This window comes from Micromonospora sp. NPDC047465 (assembly GCF_040643125.1).
In the GTDB taxonomy this organism is placed as follows: domain Bacteria; phylum Actinomycetota; class Actinomycetes; order Mycobacteriales; family Micromonosporaceae; genus Micromonospora.
Window position 1 is genome coordinate 1 of record NZ_JBEYTP010000051.1, and the last position, 14,432, is coordinate 14,432.

Here is a 14,432-nt window from a genome sequence, read left to right on the forward strand (position 1 = left end):
GCGGCCGGCGGGGTCGGCCACCCCCCCGCCGCCGGGCGGGCGCCGCGCCCCCGGGCCCCCCCGGGGGCGGGGGCGGGCCTCTGCGGTGGTACGGCTGCCGCGGGATGCCGCCGTGCGCGTCCGGGGCAGCCGGGGTCGGGAGCCAGCGCTCATCGGGGGCGGGCGTTGCGCTTGCGTACGGCGAAGAAGAGCGCCGCGGCCCGGCGGACGTCGCCCGGCCGTCGTGGATCCGTGGCGACGTCGTGCAGCAGGTCCCGGTCGGCCCGGTCCGCGGCCAGCGTCATGAGCAGCGAGAAGCACTCCCGCGCGGCGTCCCGGCCGCCGGGGCGGTCCGCGCCGCCGGCCCAGTGCGTCAGCAGCGCCGCGAGCACGTCCGCCCGGAACGGGAGTGCGCCGGCCCCGCCCGTCCCGGCGCGGCCGGCGAGCAGGTGACCGGCGGCGATCGCGCCGTCCGGCTCCGCCAGGCGGTCCCGCAGGAAGGCCGGCGCGACGGCGGCCCGGCTGATCGCCTGCAAGGCGACGAACCGCGTCGAGCGGGTGTTCATCAGCGTCACCCACTCGTCGGGCCGCCAGTCCCGGGCCAGCGGCCCCGCCGCCAGGTAGTCCACCAGGCTGGGCCAGACCGAGGCCAGGGTGTGCCGGTCGGCCCGGAAGAGGTTCGTGGCGAGCAGGATCTGCCGTACGTGGGTGGGCCAGTCGGGCAGCGCCCGGGCCGGGGGAGCCGGCGCGTGCGCCGCCGACCAGTCCACGACCGCCGCCACCGGATCGCCCCCGGTGACCGCGGCGGTCGCCGCCACCTCGACGAGTTCGGTGTGCCGCGCCACCAGCCAGGCGGCGATCGACTCGCCCTCGGGCGGGCAGCGCAGCAGCGCCTCGCAGGCGGCGTCCAGGCTGTCCCGGCCGCCGCGCAGCAGGGCGCGGACGAACTCGTCGAGCAGGGCCGCCGGGCCGGGCTGCGGGGCCGCTTCCGCCTGCCCGCCCTCCCACACCAGCACGGCGATGGTGGCGGTCAGCGGGTTGTGCACCGGGCCGGTGATGCGCTGGGCGTGGGCCCAGTCCAGGAACCGGCGCGCCGTGGCGTCGTCCGGGAACCACCGGGCGGCCAGCAGCGCGACGTCGGCGTCGGTGAAGTGCGCCAGGTGGTACGCCGCGTAGCCGTCGCTCAGCACGGCCAGCTCGTCCTCGGCCAGGTGCCGCGTGGTCACCAGGAGGCGCCACGGCTTCGGCGCGGCGGCCGGGGCGGGGGAGCGGGCCAGGGTGGCGAGGCGGTTGAGCACGACGGCCCGCTCGTCCGGGTCGGCGACGGCGTCGACCCCGTCGACGCAGACCAGCCACCGCCGCCCGGGAGCGGGCGGCTGCTCCACGTCGAGCGGGGCGCCCTCCCGCGGGTACGCCTCGGCGAGCGCGGCGGGCAGCGGCTGGTGCACCAGGGCGGCGGCCGGCAGGCTCACCAGCACCGGACCGGGCGGGGACTGTCGCCGCCGGCCGCGTCCGGCGAGCCAGCGCTGCGCCGACCGGGCGCTCTCGTAGCGGACGAGCGCCGTCTTGCCGCTGCCCGGCTCCCCGATCAGCAGCACGTTGCCGGCGCCGGTGAGCAGGTCCGCCACGTCGACGCCGTCGCCGGCCGGGGCGAGCCGGGGCACCACCCGGCGCGGCACGTACACCTCGGACAGCGGCTTCACGTACCCGCCGAACCGGTGCGGGTGCACGATGCCGGCGTCCGCCTCCCGCCTCCAGACCGGGCTCAGCGCGGACCACCAGCCGCGCCGGTCCCGGTCCCGGGTGTACCGGCGGACGGCGAGGACCGCGCCGGCGAGCGCCAGCGTGCCGCTGACGACTCCGGCGACCTGGTTGGGGATCTCCAGGTCCATCGGCGTCAGGGCCGGCCGGCGCCGGGCCGGTCCGCCGCCAGGTGGTGGGCCCCGCACCCCTCGCAGTAGGCGCCGGTCTGAGTCTCGTCGCAGTGCCGCCACGGCGCGGGCGGGCCGGCTGGCGCGGACCGCTGCGCCGGCGGCTCCTGCGGCCCCCAGCGGGAGGTGTGGTGGGACACGACCAGGGAGGACTGGGTCAGCCGGGCGTCCACGTCGGGCTTGAGGCGGACCCGACCGCCGGCGGCGTCCAGGACCTCCACCACCCGGGCGAGCAGGACCACGTCGTCGTCGCGGCCCGCGGCGTGGGCGAGCGCCACCGCCCGTCCCAGGTGCTCCTCCGCCTCGCCGGTCCGGCCCGCCCGGGCGGCCGTCAGCCCGCGCTGGACCGCCGCCGCGTAGTCCTGCTGCCGGGTGTAGTGGGCGACGCTCTCGTTGATCTCCGAGTACCGCAGGGCGTCCTCGGTCCACTCCACGGTGATCGGCGCCTCGACCGGCTCGCCGTCCGCGTCGGCGTGGACGCTCACCCAGCCGATCCGCCGCCGCGCCCCCGGCGCCATCGCGTCGACCTCCAGGGCGACGTGGTAGTCCCGCTGGTCGTGCGGGCTCCACGCGCCGATCGGGTAGTCGGTGGTCAGCTCGCCGGCCGGCTCGCCGCGCCCCGTCAGGTCGGCGATCGCCGGGTGCACCTGCTTGACGAAGCGGACCCGGGTCAGCCCGGTGGTGCGCACCCGGAGCCGCACGCCGGCGACCCGACGGGACATCGCGCGCGTCAACACCGCCCGGAACTCGTCGGCGAGCCCGGCGAGGTCCTCCACCGGCACGACGGGGTTGGCCCCCAACGCCTCCGCGATGCCCAGCAGTTCCGCCGCGTCCCAGTCGTGCACACCGTCGGCGGAGCCGATGGCGCGGCAGTCGACCGTGAAGCGCCCCACGCAGTCGTCCACCGCCGCCCGCAGGTCGGCCGGGCGCTGGGACTCGTTGCGGCCGTCGGTGAGCAGGATGACGTGCCCGATCGCGTCGGGCCGTGTGGCGAGCAGCCGGCGGGCCAGCAGCAGCCACGTGCCGATGGCGGTACCGCCGTGCGGCGCCACGTGCCGCAGCGCGTTGCGGGCGGCGGCGCGGGTGCTCTCGTCGGCGACCGCCAGCCGCCGGTCGCCCGGGTAGACCATCGTGGCGTTGGCGGTGCCGGCCACCACCGCGAACGCGACCCCGTCCGGCAGGGCGTCGATGGCGGCGGCGGTCGCCTGCCGGGCGGCCCGCATCTTCGCCTGCGGCGCCCCCATCGAGCCGGAGGAGTCGAGCAGGATCACCTCGGCCAAGCCGTCGTGGCGGACGTCCCCGTTCTCCGGCTCCGCGCCCTGGACGGTGGCGACGACGTCGACGACCGCCCCGTCGGCGGGCACGTACTCGGTGTGGTGCACGCTCAGGCGCAGCGGCAGACCGTTGGCGGGGGGCACGGGGGACCTCTTTCCGTCGGGGCCGGCGGCCGGGCTCACCACCACGTCACCGGCCGGTACGCGTTGGCAAGGTCGACGAGCGCGATCCGCTCGCGCCGGTCGGCGGTGCGCCGGGCGCGGGACCGGCACCGGCGCTCGAACGCGCCGCGCAGGGCGTCCTCCTCGAGCGGGTGGCCGAACAGCCGCCGCCCGGCGTGTCGCCCGGCGGCCAGGTCGCAGTCCAGCGCGATCCGCAGGATGTGCGCCTCGACCTGCTCGCGTTCGTCGAACGGGGGCAGCTTGTCGACCATTGCCGCGGCGTCGAGCGCGACGTCGAGCCGGTGCTCGTCGTCCGGCGCGTCGAGCAGGATCCGCACCGCGCAGGTCACCGCCACCGTCGAGGCCCGGGACGACTCCGGCACCTTCAGCAGGGCGTCGGCGGCGCTGCGCGGGTCGGCCGTCGCCAGCAGGCAGCGGGCCAGCCCGAAGGCCGCGCCCACCACGCCCGGGTCGGTGTCCCACACCCCCCGGTAGTGGTCGGCGGCCGTGCGCGGGTCGCCGTCGAGCTCACAGGCCACCGCGTACGCGAGCCGGGTGGAGACCTCACCCGGCAGCCACCCGTAGACCTGGTCGAACCGGCGGCGGGCGGTGCCGAAGTCCCGGCCCACCAGGGCCACCAGGCCGCGGTGCCACCACAGCGACCAGTCCCGCAGCTCCTCGGGGAACTCGGCGAGCAGCGGCCCCGCCTCGTCCGCCCGACCGGCGGCGAGGTGTGCCCGGACAGCACGGTAGGTGACCTGCGCCGTCCGCTCCGGGGCGGTCCTCAGCAGCTCGATCAGCTCCGCCGGGTCGGCCGGGCCGAGCGAGGCGAGGAAACCGGCGGCCGGGTCGGCGCCGTCGACCAGGGGCGCGGGCAGACCGAGCATGACCTCCACGACGTCGAGCGCGTCCCCGTCGGTGTGCAGGCCGAACGCGCAGGCGGACGGGCTGAACAGGGTGGACCGGGTCGGCCGGGGCACGCCGTCGCCCGCCGAGCTGACCTGCCGCCGCACCCCCCGGACCTGCTCGCGCATCTCGGCGGCGGAGGCGAACCGGTCGTCCGGCTCGGCGGCGGTGGCGCGGGCCAGCAACCGCAGGAACGGGTCGAGCCGCGCCGGCACGGGCAGCCGCAGCAGGTCCTGCCCGGGCGGGATCCGGGCCACGTCGACGGACCGCGGCACCAGGGTCAGCGCCGCGAGGGTCCGGCCGACCGTGTAGAGATCCGACCGCACGCTCGGGCCGGCCGGCCCCAGGCGCTCCACCTCCGGGGCGGTGAAGCCCGCGGTGCCCCAGGCCGGGCTCACCGTGTTGTCGATCCGGCGGGCGGCGCCGAAGTCGACGAGCTTGATCGGATCGTTGGCGCCCTGGCCGCCGACCCGCATCACGTTCTCGGGCTTCAGGTCGCAGTACAGCCAGCCCTGGTCGTGCAGGTACTCGAAGGCGTCGAGGATCTGCACGCCGTACCCGAGCGCCTGCGCCACGTCCACGGCGCAGGAACCGCCGCCCGGCCCGGCCGTGCTGCGCGCCTCCTCGAGGGTGCCCCCGTTGACGTACTCCATCACCAGGTAGCCGGCGTCCCGGTCGGACTCGGGCCGCAGCGCGTGGGTGATCGTGACGATGTGCGGGTGGTTCAGGGCGATCAGCGCCTGCCGTTCGGCGACGAACGCCGCGACGGCCTCCCGGTCCTCCGGGTTGCGCTGCCCCTTCAGCACCCGCCACGCGCCGTCCATGTCCTCGTCCCGGGCGAGGAACACCCAGCCGACCCCGCCGTTGCCCAGGCAGCCCTCGATCCGGTAGCGCCCGGCCCGCAGGTCGCCGTTGGACAGCGGCGGGGTGAAGGAGTACCGGGTGCCGCAGTCCGGGCAGTATCCGGCGACCCGGGGCAGCCGGCGCCGGCAGGTCGTCTTCGCGCAGTAGCGGGAGTGCTCGGGGACGACCGGCTGCGACACCAGCGCCGACAGTGGGTCGTGGGGCCGGGCGGTGGGCAGTACGGCCGGCTGCTCCCACGGCCGGGACACCGTCCGCGCCGGGCGCCGGTCGAGGTCGGGGCCGGGGCTCGGCCCCGGGCCGGTGGCGGCGCCGGCCCCGGCGCACTCGTGCCCCCACAGCCGGCAGAACCCGTCGGAGTCCACGCTGCCGGGGCAGTTGCGCTCCGCGCAGCCGCGGCTGACCGCCGTCATCGTGTGCCTCCGTTCACGGCCTGCTGGTAGGCCCGGACCGCCCGGCTGGCGCCGGTCACGTCGAAGACGTCGGGGCGCAGCGCGGCCCGGGCGTCCCGGTAGCTCTCCTCGACGTCGGGATGCTCGGCCCGGCCCACGTCGGCGGCCTTCTGCCGGTACGCCTCCAGCCGCCCCGTGAGCTCCAGGTGGCACCGGCGGCGCAGCCGGCGCCGCGCGGCGTCGGTCAGCTCGACCGCCCGGTCGACGGCTTCGGACAGCGTCCCGTCGTCCCCGTCCGGCCCGGCGTCGCCGCGCAGCCACCGCCCCCGGCCCGCCGCCTCGGCGGCGGCGACCTGCTCCAGCAGCCCGTCGACCGCGAGCCCGGCCACCGGGTCGGCCCCGTCGCCCAGGCCCTCGGCGGCGGCGTCCGCGGCGAGCCGGCGGAGCCGGTCCACCGAGGAGCGCAGCCGCTGCGCCCGGACCGCCAGCCGGTCGCGGCCGTGCGCGTCCACGATCCGGCGGATCCGGGCCACGTGCTCGCGGGCCGCCACCACGACCTGCTCGACGGTCATCTCCTCCAGGCGGACCGGCTCGCCGGTCGCCGCGGTGAACCGGACCCGGCAGGGGCCGGCCAGCAGCCGGGCCAGCGCGTCCGCACCGGCGGGCGTGGACCGGTCGACGCCGTCGAGGTCGTCGACCAGGCGGTCCAGGGCCAGCGACAGGCAGCCGAGCCGGTGCAGCAGGTCCCGGGCCTCACGCGCGGACGCCGCGGCGGGGCCGGCCGGCTGCCGGAAGGTCTCGGTGACGAGCTGCTGCACCTCGAGCAGGCTCTCGCACACCCAGGCGTGTGCCGCCAGGGTGGCGTCGAGGCGTTCCCGGTGGGACATCAGGCGCCGCCCGTCAGTCGGTCGGCCGCGGCGTGACCGGCGGCGGGTCGGGGGGCGGCCACACCGTGGTCGGCGGCTCGGGCGACGGCATGCCCCTGTCCCGGTGCCCGGCGAGCCACCGGTCGTGGGCCTGCCGCCACACCGTCGCGGTGCGCGGCGACGCCAGCACGTGGTTCACGTACGCGGCCAGCTCCCGGCCGTGGTCGAGGTGGAACGCGAAGGCGTGCGGCTCGTCGGTGAACCAGGTGCAGTCGGAGTCCCGGTGGTACGCGCAGAACTGCCGGTCGCGGCGCGGCGGCTCGGTCACCAGCATCGTGTCCGGGGCCATCTGGGCGAAGCCCAGCAGGATGTTCTCGTCGGTGCTGACGCCCTCGACCTGGCCCTGGCGCAGCATGACGAGGCAGTCGACCGAGTGGATGGCCTGCACCGGTACGAGCCGCTCGCCCGCCAGGGTGCGGTAGCTGGAGATCATCGCGAGTGAGGTCGTGTTCGCGCCGGCGCAGACCCGCTTGCCGCCGAGCTGCTCCATGCCGGCGTACTCCGGCACCCCTTCGGCGCGTTCGCGGACCAGCACGCTCTGACCGGAGTCGAGGTAGTCGTTGGAGAAGACGACCCGCCGGGCGCGTTGGCACGTCGCCGTCAGGGAGGTGGCCACGACGTCGATCTCGCCGTTCTCCACCATGGTGAAGGCGCCCTGGCCGGGCGGCACCACCTTGAAGGTGAGCCGCTCGCGCGGGTCATCCGTCGGCCAGAGGGCCCGGGCGACCGCCAGCATCAGCTCGATGTTGAAGCCCTCGAACCGCTGGGTGCGGGCGTCCCAGTGGCTCATCGTGGCGTCGGACGGGTCGACGCCCACCACCAGCTCGCCCCGGTCGAGGATCCGGGACGGTGGGGTCGGGCTCGCGGGAAGGCTGCGGCGTACCGGGCAGATCGCGTCCGCCCCGTCGGTCGTCGGCACCGTCGCCACGCCCTGCGGCCGCGCCGGGGGCGCAGGGGGCGGCGCCGTCGGCGCGGTGCACCCGGCGAGGGCGGTCAGGAGCGCGGCGGCCATCGCCCCGCGGCCACCGCGTCGCGTCGTCGTCGGAGCCCTCCGGGTCGCGTTCACTGGTACTCCAGGTAGCGCTGGCGCAGCCCGGCGACCACCCCGGCGGCGGCGAGCAGCGTGACCCAGGCGGCCGTGCCGCCGAGATGGCGTGGCGCCTCGGGCAGGTCGGTCACCATCCGGGAGACCTCCTGGTTGCGGGCGGTCAGGTCGGCGAGGAGGTGGCCCTCCGCGGTGACGAACGCCCGGCCCGCCGAACCGTCGCTGAGCACGGTGTCGACCGCGTTGCGGAACGCGTCGGGTGTGCGGCTCTGCCGGGCCGGCCAGACCGCCTCCGTCAGGGCGGTGCAGTCGATCCGGTCCCTCGGGGGCTCCTGCCCGGCGGGATCGGCGCAGAGGTCCCGCCGGTCGAAGTCGGCCTTGTGCCCCGCCGGGTCGACGCTCGCCCCGAGCCCGAGGTAGACGTCGGCGCGGCCGGCCAGCAGGGTGCCGAGCCGCTGCTGGGTGGCGCTCTGCGCGTCGATCGCCCGTTCCAGCTCGGGGAACCTCCGGTCGGCGTCCGGCCAGTGCCACCACGACGAGACCAGCATGGCCAGCACGGCCGCGGTGCCCAACGAGGCCAGCAACAGGCCGGCGTTCAGCCGGCGCCGGGTCCGCCGACGCAGCCACACCTGCACCACCACCAGGGCGGCGAGGGTGCCCAGCGGCACCAGCACGGACGCGGCGAGCCACGGCCGCGCGTCGGCGCGAGCCTCGAGCAGGCGCCGGGTGTCGTAGTTCCACAGGCCCTGCGCCGCGGTGAGCAGCTCGGTGGACATGTAGTGCGACGCCTCGCGGGCGTAGGCCGAGGCGAGCACGGCGCGGGCCGCCGCGTCGTCCGCCCCGGCCTCCGCCGTCGTCGTCTCCGCCGGCGTGCAGGGGCGGCGCTGCTCCGCGCCGGGAAGCGCGGGGAGGGGGCCGGCCACCCGCAGCGCGGCGCACACCACGTCCCGGTAGACCTTCAGCCGCGCGGCGATCGTCGCCAGCCTGGTCAGCCGGTCGGGGTCGTCGACGGCGTTGCCCATCGAGTCGGTCAGCGTGCGCTCCACCTCGTGCACCGCCGCGTCGTACGCGCCGACGAGCGACGCGCGCCGGTCCTCGGTGGGCGGGAGCAGAAAGACGGCGCTGGCGGCGACGTCGGCGTCGGCGAGGCCCTGGTAGATCTCCCGGGCGGTCGTGCTGGTGCGCACGGCGGTCTCGGCGGACCGCTCGCCCAGCGTGGTGGCGGACGCCCGGGACTGCACGGCGACGGCGGCGGTCGCGGCGAGCGCGGCGACCAGCAGGGCGCCGCCGACCACGATCAGCGCCGGGGTCGTCCGCAGGGCGTCGCGGAGCCGGCCCGCGCGACGTCTCCGACGGGTGGCCGGGGCCGACCGGTCGGCCCCGTGTCCGTCCCCCGTGTGCGGCGCCATGCACGTCCTCTCGCTCGCCGGGCCCCGCCCGGCGGCCCTCCTGGTGCGGGCGTCGCGGTGTCGGAAGCGGACCCGTTCCGCCCCGCCGCGCGGCGACCACCGGCCTTGCCGGCGGCCGGCGTGGTGATCGCGGGCGAGGAGGGACCAGGGTGCCAGACGAAGTCGGCCGGCGATACGGTTATGTCCGGTATCTGACCTGATCGTTCCCACGCGGTTGAACGGCGCTCGGCGCGCGTCCCGTCGCCGATCCCGAGCGGGGGCGGGGCCGCGTTCACGAGGGTCGACAGTCCGATTAGGACGCTGTCTCGCCGGCCCCGTCGCGGGGCGGGAAGGCCAGGGCGAGGGTGAGGTCGAGGACGGTCCCCGGATCGGTCAGCCGGTCGCCGTACAGCTCACGGAGCTTGCCCATCCGGTAGCGCACGGTCTGCGGGTGCACGAAGAGGTCGGCGGCGACGTCGTCACGCCGGCCGTGGTGCAGCAGCCAGGAGCGCAGCGTCTCGGCGAGGCGGTCGGCGGTGGCGGACGGCAGCGACGCCAGCGGCGCCAGGACCCGGGCGCGCAGGTCGGCGAGCCCCTCCGGGTCCGTGCTCAGTACCAGCTCGGCGAGGTGCTCCTCGGTGTCCAGCGGCGCGCCGTCGTCGGCGGGGCGCAGGCCGAGCGACAGGGCCCGGGTCGCGCGCTGGTAGGAGGAGGCCACCCGGGTCCACGGGCGGGCGGGGCCGAGCACCGCGCGCCGCCCGCGCAGCACCCGGGCGAGCTGGCGCCGCCGGTCGCCGTGCGTGTCGGGCACCAGCAGCACCGCGAGGTCCTCGCCCGCCGCGGCCGCCGGAGGTTCCTCGCCGCTCTCCAGGGTGTGCGGGTGCAGCAGCGCGAGCGCCGCCCGGAGGTTGGCCCGCGGCAGCAGCACGACGGTGAGGGTCTGCGGCGGCGGCCAGTCGGCCCGGTCGGCGCTGCGCAGCAGCACCTCCTCGGGCTCGCCGGCGAGCAGCCGCTGGGTGAGCCGTTCCAGGTTGCGGCGCCGGGCCCGGCCGGCACTGGCCAGCTCGTCGGCGTGCCCGGCCACGCTGGCGGCGGAAAGCTCGTCGATGTACGCGAACATCAGCTCGGCGAACTCGGCGACGGTGGCCGCGGACGATCCGCCCTGCACCGTGGTGGTCGACATCTCCCGCCACGAGACGCGGGCGCCCACCCGGTAGGCCGCCAGCAGCGCGTCCACGCTCCGGCCGGAGCGCGCCTCGCCGCTGCCGAGGGCGTACGCGGCCTCCAGGGCGCCGACCAGGGGCGTGCTCGGGTCGGCGCCCTGGGACCGCTCGATGAGCTGGAGGAACGTGCCGAGCGCGAGCTGCACCGCGGTCTCGATCTTCTCGCGCATCTGGCCGGTGAGGGTGCCGGAGTAGCTCGGGACCTCGGCGGTGATCGCGGTGACCGTACGCTCGGCGAGCAGCGGCAGCCGGTCGCGCAGCGCGCCCGCGACCCGCGCGTCCAGTTCGAGGCGGGCCGCGCGCCGGGTGGCCTCGGAGCGTTCCGACACGTTTGTTCCCTCCGCACAAAAAGGCTGGATCGGTTCACCTTCGCAGGCCAAGATTTTATGCCAGGCCGCCGCGACCATCGAATCATGACGACCACCGTCCCGCGCCCACCCGCGAAGGCGCCCCTGCGGGGCCGCATCCTGCGGCTGGCCGCGTCGGTCACCACCCCGCTACTGCCCGACGACTACCTCGACCTGGTGGCCCCGCTGCGCTCCGGGGCGGACCTGCGCGGCCGGATCGTCGCCGTCCGCCCCGAGACCGCCGACGCGGCGACACTGGTGATCCGGCCGGGCCGCGACTGGCGGGGCCACACCCCCGGCCAGTACGTCCGCCTCGGCGTCGACGTCGACGGCGTGCGCCTGTGGCGGGCGTACTCGGTCACCTCGGCCCCGACCGCCCGCGGGCCCATCTCGATCACCGTCAAGACGATCCCGGACGGCGTGGTCAGCAACCACCTCGTCCGGCGGGCGCAGCCCGGGACGCTGGTCCAGCTCGACCAGGCCCAGGGCGACTTCGTGCTGCCGGGCCGGCCGCCCGCCCGGGTGCTCTTCGTGACCGCCGGCAGCGGGGTCACCCCGGTGATGGGGATGCTGCGCTCGGGCGTACTGGCCGACGCCGACGTCGTCGTGGTGCACTCCGCGCCGACCCCGGCCGACATGATCTTCGGCGCCGACCTGCGGGACCTCGCCGCGCGGGGCGCGATCCGGCTGGTGGAGCGGCACACCGACGCCGACGGGCTGCTCACCGTGGCCGACCTCGCCGGCCTCGTGCCCGACCACCTCGACCGGGAGACCTGGGCCTGCGGCCCGGTCGGCCTGCTCGACGCGCTGGCGGAGCACTGGGCGGCCCGGGGCCGCGGCGACCGGCTGCACACCGAGCGGTTCCGGCCCACCGTCATCTCGCCCGGGGAGGGCGGCACCGTCACCTTCGCCCGCTCGGGGGTGACCGTGGCGGCCGACGGCGCCACCCCGCTGCTCGACGCCGGCGAGAACGCCGGGGTGCTGATGCCCTCGGGCTGCCGGATGGGCATCTGCTTCGGCTGCGTCCTGCCGCTGCGTCAGGGCGCGGTCCGCGACCTGCGCAACGGGGACCTGACCACGGCGGTGCCCGGCGACGGCGTCCTCATCCAGACCTGCGTGTCGGCCGCGGCCGGCCCCTGCGACATCGACCACTGACCGGAGTACCCGACGTGACCGTGATCCAGAACAAGCCCGTCAACCCGATCGCCCACCTGACCGCCGAGGACATCGAGACCATCGGCAAGGAACTCGACGCGATCCGCGACCGGGTGATCGCCGACCGGGGCGAACGGGACGCCGCGTACATCCGCCGGGTCATCTCGACGCAGCGCAAGCTGGAGCTGGGCAGCCGGGTGGTGCTGCTGTTCTCGCTCTTCCCGCCGGCCTGGATCGTGGGCACCGCCGGCCTGACCGTGGCCAAGATCCTGGAGAACATGGAGATCGGCCACAACGTCCTGCACGGCCAGTGGGACTGGATGCGGGACCCGAAGATCCACTCCACCACCTGGGAGTGGGACCACGTCTCGCCGGCCGACCAGTGGAAGCACTCGCACAACGAGCTGCACCACCGGTACACGAACGTGATCGGCAAGGACAACGACCTCGGCTACGGCATCATGCGCGTCGACGAGGACCAGCGGTGGCACCCGTTCCACCTGGGCCAGCCGCTGTGGAACTTCATCAACGCCTGCTTCTTCGAGTACGGCATCGCCGCGTACGACCTGGAGCTGGGGCGCAACCTGCGCAAGGGCCGGCACAAGAAGCCGGAGTTCCGGGCCCGGGCCCGCGCGGTGGGGCGGAAGATCCGCCGGCAGGTCCTCAAGGACTACGTCCTGCACCCGCTGCTGTCCGGGCCGTCGTTCCTGCACACGCTCGCCGCCACGTTCACCGCCAACCTCCTGCGCAACCTGTGGAGCCACTCGGTGATCATGTGCGGGCACTTCCCGGAGGGCGTGGAGACCTTCTCCCGGCGCTCGATCGAGGGCGAGACCCGCGGCGAGTGGTACCTGCGGCAGATGCTCGGCTCGGCCAACATCAGCGGCAGCCGGCTGATGCACATCATGACCGGCAACCTGTCGTACCAGATCGAGCACCACCTCTTCCCCGACCTGCCCAGCAACCGCTACCAGGAGATCGCCCCCGAGGTGCGGGCCCTGTTCGACCGGTACGGACTGAAGTACACCACCGGCTCGCTGCCCCGGCAGGTCTTCTCCGCGTGGAAGAAGGTCTTCCGGCTGTCCCTGCCCAACCGGAAGACCCCGAACCCGGTCGACGACCGTCCCGCCCCGGCCCTCGCCTCCGTGGGCGCCTGACCCTCCCCGACGCCGCCGCCCGGCACGAAACACGCTGGGCGGCGGCGTCGCCGTCCGCGTACAGTCGGGAGCATGGAGATCAGGCATTCCTTCGCCGCCGCGGCCGCGCGAGCTTCGCGCTCGTCGGTCGCCGCCGCCTGACCTCACCACCTCCCGCCGGCGACCGGAAACGGTCCGCCGGCGTACTTCTCCGTCGTCCCGGCCCGCCGGCTCCCGGCGGTGGACCCTTTCCGGTCGCCCACCCGGAAAGGCCGTCCGCCATGACGTACGACCCGATCAGCCGCACCTTCGTCGACTTCTTCCGCCAGCGCGGCCACGAACTCGTGCCCGACGGCTCGCTGATCCCGCCGCCGGACGATCCGGTGCTGTTCACCACCTCCGGCATGCATCCCCTGACCCCCTACCTGGAGGGCCGACCCCACCCGCTGGGCCGGCGCCTGGTCAACGTGCAGCGCTGCCTGCGCACCACCGACCTGGACGAGGTCGGTGACACCACCCACCTGACCGTGTTCCGGATGCTGGGTTCCTGGTCGCTCGGCGACTACGGCCTCCCGCAGAGCCTGCGCTGGGGCTACGAGCTGCTGCGCGACGGCTTCGGCGTCGACCACGACCGGCTGCACGTGACGGTCTTCGGCGGCGACGACCAGGTCGGCCCGGACGAGTCCTCGTTGCGCACCTGGGGTGTGCTGGGCCTGCCCGTGGAGCTGACCGGGGAAGAGAACTGGTGGTCCAACGGCCCCACCGGGCCGTGCGGACCCGACACGGAGATCTTCGTCTGGACGGGGGACGGGCCGCCCCAGGGCACCCCCGGCACCGACGACCGGTGGATGGAGGTCTGGAACCACGTGCGGATGCGCTACCGCCGGCACCCGGACGGGAGCCTGACGCCGCTGCGGCAGCCCAACGTGGACACCGGGATGGGCCTCGAACGCCTGGAGATGGTGCTGCGGGGACACCGCTCCGTCTTCGAGACCGAGGGGCTCGTGCCGTGGGTCCGCGGCGTCCGCGACGTGTGGGACCTGCGGGACGAGCCGCTGCGCCTGGTCGGCGACCACCTGCGGTCGAGCGTGGTGGTGGTCGGCGACGGCGTCCGGCCGTCGAACACGGGTCGCGGCTACGTGCTGCGCCGGCTGCTGCGCCGCGTGCTCACCAGCCTGTGGCGGGACGAGCCGTCCCGGAGCCTGTCCGACCTGCCCACCGGGCCGGTGCGGCACACCCTCGACGGGTTCCGGCAGAGCGTCACCGTCGACGAGGTGCGCGAGGTGCTCTCCGGCGAGGAGCGGCGGTTCCGGGAGCTGCTGCGGCGCGGACGCCCGGTGGTCCGGCGCCGCCGGTCCCGGGGGCCGCTGACCGACGAGGACTATCGCGACCTGCACGACACCCACGGGCTGCCGCGCGACCTGGTCGACGGCCTGCTGAGCGAGGTGGGGTGAGCCGGCCCGCCCCGGCCCCGCGGCCGCCGGGTCACCGTGGGTTTCCCGCCAGCTCCATTTAGCGAAGTCGGCATCCGCGCGTCAATAGACCTACGTGCATGAAAATGGAGGCGAACGCCGTTCCGGCCCGTCACCGTCGATGATGGCCGTGACACGTGCCGTGGTGCCAGGATGGCTCGCGTAACAACCGTTGACGCGCTGTTACGCACCCCTTCCGCCGTGACCTGGAGGCGCTGTCGTGACCCGACCCTGC

At 75.8% G+C, this 14,432-nt stretch carries 10 protein-coding genes; 3 read left to right on the plus strand and 7 right to left on the minus strand.

Annotated features, from left to right (window positions below; translation table 11 throughout):
* Window positions 1-149 precede the first annotated feature (149 nt).
* From ABZ793_RS30205 to ABZ793_RS30235, 7 genes are all read right to left on the minus strand, one after another.
* Window positions 150-1,871, minus strand: coding sequence for a hypothetical protein (locus tag ABZ793_RS30205; protein ID WP_357463284.1), 1,722 nt, complete (start codon window positions 1,869-1,871; stop codon window positions 150-152).
* A 5-nt stretch (window positions 1,872-1,876) separates the two neighbouring features.
* A complete protein-coding gene (locus tag ABZ793_RS30210; protein WP_357463287.1) occupies window positions 1,877-3,328 on the minus strand; it encodes a VWA domain-containing protein in 1,452 nt (483 codons plus the stop codon).
* A 35-nt stretch (window positions 3,329-3,363) separates the two neighbouring features.
* Window positions 3,364-5,526, minus strand: coding sequence for a tetratricopeptide repeat protein (locus ABZ793_RS30215; RefSeq protein ID WP_357463289.1), 2,163 nt, complete (start codon window positions 5,524-5,526; stop codon window positions 3,364-3,366).
* A complete protein-coding gene (locus ABZ793_RS30220; protein ID WP_357463292.1) occupies window positions 5,523-6,392 on the minus strand; it encodes a hypothetical protein in 870 nt (289 codons plus the stop codon). Before ABZ793_RS30220 ends, ABZ793_RS30215 begins: the two co-directional genes overlap by 4 nt.
* A 13-nt stretch (window positions 6,393-6,405) precedes the next feature.
* Complete coding sequence (locus ABZ793_RS30225; protein WP_357463295.1) at window positions 6,406-7,443, minus strand: transporter substrate-binding domain-containing protein; 1,038 nt, start codon at window positions 7,441-7,443, stop codon at window positions 6,406-6,408.
* A gap of 50 nt (window positions 7,444-7,493) precedes the next feature.
* A complete protein-coding gene (locus ABZ793_RS30230; protein WP_357463298.1) occupies window positions 7,494-8,885 on the minus strand; it encodes a hypothetical protein in 1,392 nt (463 codons plus the stop codon).
* A gap of 292 nt (window positions 8,886-9,177) precedes the next feature.
* The gene (locus tag ABZ793_RS30235; protein WP_357463301.1) at window positions 9,178-10,416 is read right to left on the minus strand and encodes a helix-turn-helix domain-containing protein; all 1,239 of its coding nucleotides are present in this window, start codon (window positions 10,414-10,416) and stop codon (window positions 9,178-9,180) included.
* Window positions 10,417-10,500: 84 nt separating this feature from the next.
* Between ABZ793_RS30235 and ABZ793_RS30240 the strand changes: the two genes are divergently transcribed.
* The 3 genes from ABZ793_RS30240 to ABZ793_RS30250 all read left to right on the plus strand — a co-directional run bounded on the left by ABZ793_RS30240 (window position 10,501) and on the right by ABZ793_RS30250 (window position 14,179).
* On the plus strand, window positions 10,501-11,589 hold the full coding sequence (locus tag ABZ793_RS30240; RefSeq protein ID WP_357463304.1) for a ferredoxin reductase: 1,089 nt from the start codon (window positions 10,501-10,503) through the stop codon (window positions 11,587-11,589).
* 14 nt (window positions 11,590-11,603) lie between these two features.
* Window positions 11,604-12,746, plus strand: a complete 1,143-nt coding sequence (locus ABZ793_RS30245; protein WP_357463307.1) for an acyl-CoA desaturase — start codon at window positions 11,604-11,606, stop codon at window positions 12,744-12,746.
* 260 nt (window positions 12,747-13,006) lie between these two features.
* A complete protein-coding gene (locus tag ABZ793_RS30250) occupies window positions 13,007-14,179 on the plus strand; it encodes an alanine--tRNA ligase-related protein (protein WP_357463310.1) in 1,173 nt (390 codons plus the stop codon).
* Window positions 14,180-14,432: the final 253 nt, after the last annotated feature.

Excerpts from the sequence above, each read along its gene's own strand:
- ABZ793_RS30205 (WP_357463284.1), bottom strand. The coding sequence starts at position 1,871 with ATGGACCTGGAGATCCCCAACCAGGTCGCCGGAGTCGTCAGCGGCACG.
- ABZ793_RS30215 (WP_357463289.1), bottom strand. The coding sequence starts at position 5,526 with ATGACGGCGGTCAGCCGCGGCTGCGCGGAGCGCAACTGCCCCGGCAGC.
- ABZ793_RS30220 (WP_357463292.1), bottom strand. The coding sequence starts at position 6,392 with ATGTCCCACCGGGAACGCCTCGACGCCACCCTGGCGGCACACGCCTGG.
- ABZ793_RS30225 (WP_357463295.1), bottom strand. The coding sequence starts at position 7,443 with ATGGCCGCCGCGCTCCTGACCGCCCTCGCCGGGTGCACCGCGCCGACG.
- ABZ793_RS30230 (WP_357463298.1), bottom strand. The coding sequence starts at position 8,885 with ATGGCGCCGCACACGGGGGACGGACACGGGGCCGACCGGTCGGCCCCG.
- ABZ793_RS30240 (WP_357463304.1), top strand. The coding sequence starts at position 10,501 with ATGACGACCACCGTCCCGCGCCCACCCGCGAAGGCGCCCCTGCGGGGC.
- ABZ793_RS30250 (WP_357463310.1), top strand. The coding sequence starts at position 13,007 with ATGACGTACGACCCGATCAGCCGCACCTTCGTCGACTTCTTCCGCCAG.